Annotated in this window: 3 protein-coding genes; 2 read left to right on the forward strand and 1 reads right to left on the reverse strand. The window is 57.9% G+C overall.

Annotated elements, in window-relative coordinates; genetic code table 11:
• Nucleotides 1-1,034 precede the first annotated feature (1,034 nt).
• The gene (locus tag AC0L23_RS39680; protein WP_473358395.1) at nt 1,035-1,514 is read right to left on the reverse strand and encodes a hypothetical protein; all 480 of its coding nucleotides are present in this window, start codon (nt 1,512-1,514) and stop codon (nt 1,035-1,037) included.
• Between the two features lie 628 nt (nt 1,515-2,142).
• Here AC0L23_RS39680 and AC0L23_RS39685 point away from each other — a divergent pair.
• Nucleotides 2,143-2,481 (forward strand): H-NS histone family protein, encoded by a 339-nt coding sequence (locus AC0L23_RS39685; protein ID WP_085357172.1) that lies wholly within the window; start codon nt 2,143-2,145, stop codon nt 2,479-2,481.
• 1,050 nt (nt 2,482-3,531) lie between these two features.
• A complete protein-coding gene (locus AC0L23_RS39690) occupies nt 3,532-3,708 on the forward strand; it encodes a hypothetical protein (RefSeq protein WP_231188768.1) in 177 nt (58 codons plus the stop codon).
• Nucleotides 3,709-3,970: the final 262 nt, after the last annotated feature.

Raw genomic sequence — 3,970 nt, forward strand, 5'->3', positions numbered from 1 at the left:
CAAGCATTCGAAATCCATGTGAAGCTTAAACCGAAAGCAGTTCCCGGTCGGCTTACAAATGGAACCAAATTGACCGCCATTAAATGAGAAATTTGATTATGTCATATAATCATGATGACTCCATCGCAAAAACAAAAAATATGTTGGGGGAAAACATGGGAGGTTGAAATGGAAGCTGCCCGCCGCCTGCGTGCAATGGCGCTGCTGTGCCGACAGACTGCCGCACTCCAACCTGAGAGAAGCTGGAAACTGCTTGCAGAGGCAGAGTACTGGGAGCATCTGGCGGCTGCGGCTTCAGCTCATTGAGCTTCGGTGGAGTATTCTTTAGCTTTCGCTTTTCGTCGACTTCTTACTTCAAATCATTTTCTGAGGCATGTGATGTCGAGTACGCGTCAGATTTTTTCTAGTGCTGTTCTGAATGAACGGCACCAGGCGCTTCTGGAGGAGCTTAGAGAGGTGGAGAAGCTTCGAAGTAAACTCCGACATGTAGAAGCAAGAACAAGAAGAAAGCGTACCAAAGCGAGCGGCAGAGCAAGAGCCGTTTAGAGACGGCCGGGACCGCAGTAGCGAGCCTTGGTGACGACGTCGCTGCGACATGTCGGCAACCAGCCAGGCCGGGGTGCCTCACAATGCTCGAACTAACTCGGCGGCGAGACCGGCCGTCTATTCAGGATCGCGCGTTAGCTCCGACCTTCATTCGACGTTGCACTTCGGAACACAGCAACGAGTCGATCGCCTTGCCAAAGCTCAACGTCGTGCTCGTCATGCATTTGCTCGGCTCGGCGTCTCGCCGCCTGCTCGTCAATGCAGTCGAGCTTTGCAGCGCAGATCAGTTGCCGGCTGCCGTCCACCACGAACACCTTGTACCGCATAATGCAGTCCGATCCCAAAGGCGACCGTCATCGTACTCGAATGTCCGTCTAAGGCACGTGCCAAACTAGGCGTGGCGCACGGAATCTTTGTACGTGTGGCAGTTCGGCTATACCGGCTCGTGGAATCCATTGATTGCGCGGCGGATGTACCTCGCATCTAAGCTAACGTAATCTCCACGCATGCCGAAGCGTGCGGCTCGAGCTCAAGAGCGAGAGGCCACCAAGCGTCATCAGCAGTACACCGAACCAGGCCCTCCAGCTGCGCGCTTCGCCGTGCGCCTCTGCAGTGCGCGCGCCCAGCGGCATATCTTGAGGTGCGTCGGCGAGAAGCTGCCCAACGTCGACTTGGCCCGGTGCGGAGTGTTCGGAGGTGATCTGGTTGGGAAGATCGACAATGGGGGCCGCCGACCCCGTGCCGAGATTGGAAGCGGCATCAGCTACCTTCATTTCGGGTACAGGCGGCTGAGATTGCTCGGGCGGTGCGGAGCGCAGCACCTCCGCGCGCGCATCAACGACCGCGCTCCACCTCGTCCCGTTCTCGTCCAAACTGGCGCTACGGTCTTTGGCCATGCGAGCCCGAATGGGCTTCTTCACCGTCGCGATGCCCTCGGCCAGGAACCAGCATTTGCGGCGACCGTCCATTCGGTAGACCCAATGCTGTCCACCAGTGGTCGAGCTACCGGGACGCGGCACGCATTCGGCTTGCGGCGGAGAGGTTACCGTGGGTTGGGGCGTAGCAGTATTGAAGAAGTCGGCAAGAGGGTTGGCAGACGCAGGCGCCGCCGATAAACCTCCGACAAGCACCAAACTGGCGAAGTATAATCGCAAATGACCGGACATCGAAAACTCCCGGGTGCGCCCCACCCCCGCTCGAACCTTAGCGGCGACAACGGCTCCCATGCGGCTTAAATCGGGCGGCGCGATGAATTAATTAATTGTACTCTTGGCTACCTGATTAATATGCCGGTCACGAGGCAGCGCGATTCATCGAGCCGTCCGCGCCGCCGTCCGGTCGATCGCCATCTTTGCGCTCGTCCCCGAGCACGAAAGCGCAACTGGCCAAGGGTGAGTTTGTGGAGGTCACGAGACGTGGCTACCCCGCGCGGCGATTTAAATACTCCGCCACGATATTACCATTGTCGCGCCTTTCTCCCTGCTACCTCTCGTATTAAATGTGGATTGCATGATCAATATTTCACTGAGGGCTTGTCTGCTCCCGGATTCCCGACTTGTCTGCCTGGGCCTTCTGCCCAAGATTAGGGATGGAGCCATGAACACCGCGCATTTCAATTCGCTCTCCGTTGACGAGCTCTGGATATTTCACCAAGAGGTCGCCGCCAAACTCACTCAGAAAATGTTGGTGCAAAAAGCACATTTGGAGGAACGGCTCCACAGGATTGGACTGGCCAACGAGGCCACGCGGTTCAATCGCGAGCGCCGTCCATACCCGCCCGTTCGTCCCAAATATCGCAATCCGAAGAACCCGGCGGAGACATGGTCGGGTCGCGGCAGGCTGCCTCGATGGCTGCGGCCGCAGCTCCGAGGCGGCCGAAAATTGGACGATTTCCTAATCGATCGGGCTTCAGCCGAAAAGCGGCAGACAAGTTGAGCGCGCGTTGCGGCATTTTGGGATGGAAATGCTGGCGCCTGCTGCTCCCCCCTGGGCTCTGAGCTTTTCACATCATCGTTCAAACGCGGGTCATAACCATGCTTGGAGGGCCATTGCGAGCGCACTTGCAATCTGGCTGATGCTCTCGCTGAATCGCTCGGGGGGCTCGCGGCGCAGTGAAGACATCGACGAGAATTCTCAAGCGCGCGATGGCCCGCATCTAGTCGTGGTGCCCTCTGAAGTGCCGCCTAACTGCATTCCACGCTCGAAGGACTGGACGGAGGAGGACGACGAAAAGAACCCTGATTGCAACCGGCCTCATTGCGCGCTGCAGGAGTGGTGGGTCGTGATCGTCCGAGCGACCGGCCGTCGTGTTAATCGTCACCGGAGATGGAATTCCTGCTCGCCGAGCAGGTGACGGTCTGCGCGAGGGCAGGACAACTACAACGAACAGAACGTTCACCAGTAGCCATATTCCCACAATGAGAAGAAAAGTACGCACGAGAACGACCATCGTTGATCTAAATCTGCCGAGCTTACTCCTGCCTCATACCCGGCACGCAACCGGCAACACTGCGTTCGCGGACGGAGCCGCTTCAGCGCAGCCCGCACATTTTCGCATCTCCCCGAGGCCGTTGGGCCCCGAGCGCTTTGCGAGCGTCCAGGATCGATCGCAGCCTAGTCGGGCGCAACACTCGCGTCTGTGCGCTTTCGAACATTCATGCCCCCTTCAGGTATGCTAGTTCTATGCATCATCCGGCGAGAGCCGGACAGGGATGGCTCATCGGCCAAGACGGCCGTCCTCAGCCCGCAATCCCTGAACAGGGGCTGGGTCATGGAGCGTGGCCCAAATATCGCAGCACGAAGAGCGGCGAATTTGGCGGTCCGCATAGAACCAGTATCGAGTTTCGGCAGTTGACTCCGGGTGGATCCGAACCAGCAACTGATTTGTTCGGGCCAAGGATAAGTTTAAAAGCTAAGCCGGCACACATGAAGGACCTCCGACGACGTTTGGAAAAGGTCCGCGCTGACGCCAGAGAGTTTATGCTGATGAGCCAGCAAGCGACGGACATAGAAAAGCGCGAGCTGTTTAAGCGCTTGGCGGATGAACTCGCCTTCGAGGCTCTCGAGCTTGAGCTAATCGTCAAGAAAAATGAGCGAGCTAATCCGTGCGACCAGCACGAGGTCGTGGAGTTTAAGCCGCCCTCTCAGCGAACGCGTGGCTGATGCGGAAGAGGTCAAGCCGGCTAGATCGGCGTGACAACGGAACTTTGCGCATGGCTCCGCCAGCGAACGCTGCTCCGCCTTCGCCGCATCGCATTGCGGTTGGGAGGGGCCCAATCTGGAAGCGGTGATGTCATTGTACGCCGCCAGCAGTTCATCCATATGGTCCTTCCGTCGATTTCGAAGAACAGCGGGGTTTCAGGCAAGGCGCCGAGGCTACGGAAGTGGTCGACTATTTCTCGGTGAACCTCGATCGCAGCCCACG

The sequence above is a fragment of the Bradyrhizobium sp. MI1.4 genome (assembly GCF_055811315.1).

Bases quoted from the DNA above. Each gene is read 5' to 3' on its own strand.
- AC0L23_RS39680 (WP_473358395.1), bottom strand. From the start codon at position 1,514: ATGGACGGTCGCCGCAAATGCTGGTTCCTGGCCGAGGGCATCGCGACG.
- AC0L23_RS39685 (WP_085357172.1), top strand. From the start codon at position 2,143: ATGAACACCGCGCATTTCAATTCGCTCTCCGTTGACGAGCTCTGGATA.
- AC0L23_RS39690 (WP_231188768.1), top strand. From the start codon at position 3,532: ATGAGCCAGCAAGCGACGGACATAGAAAAGCGCGAGCTGTTTAAGCGC.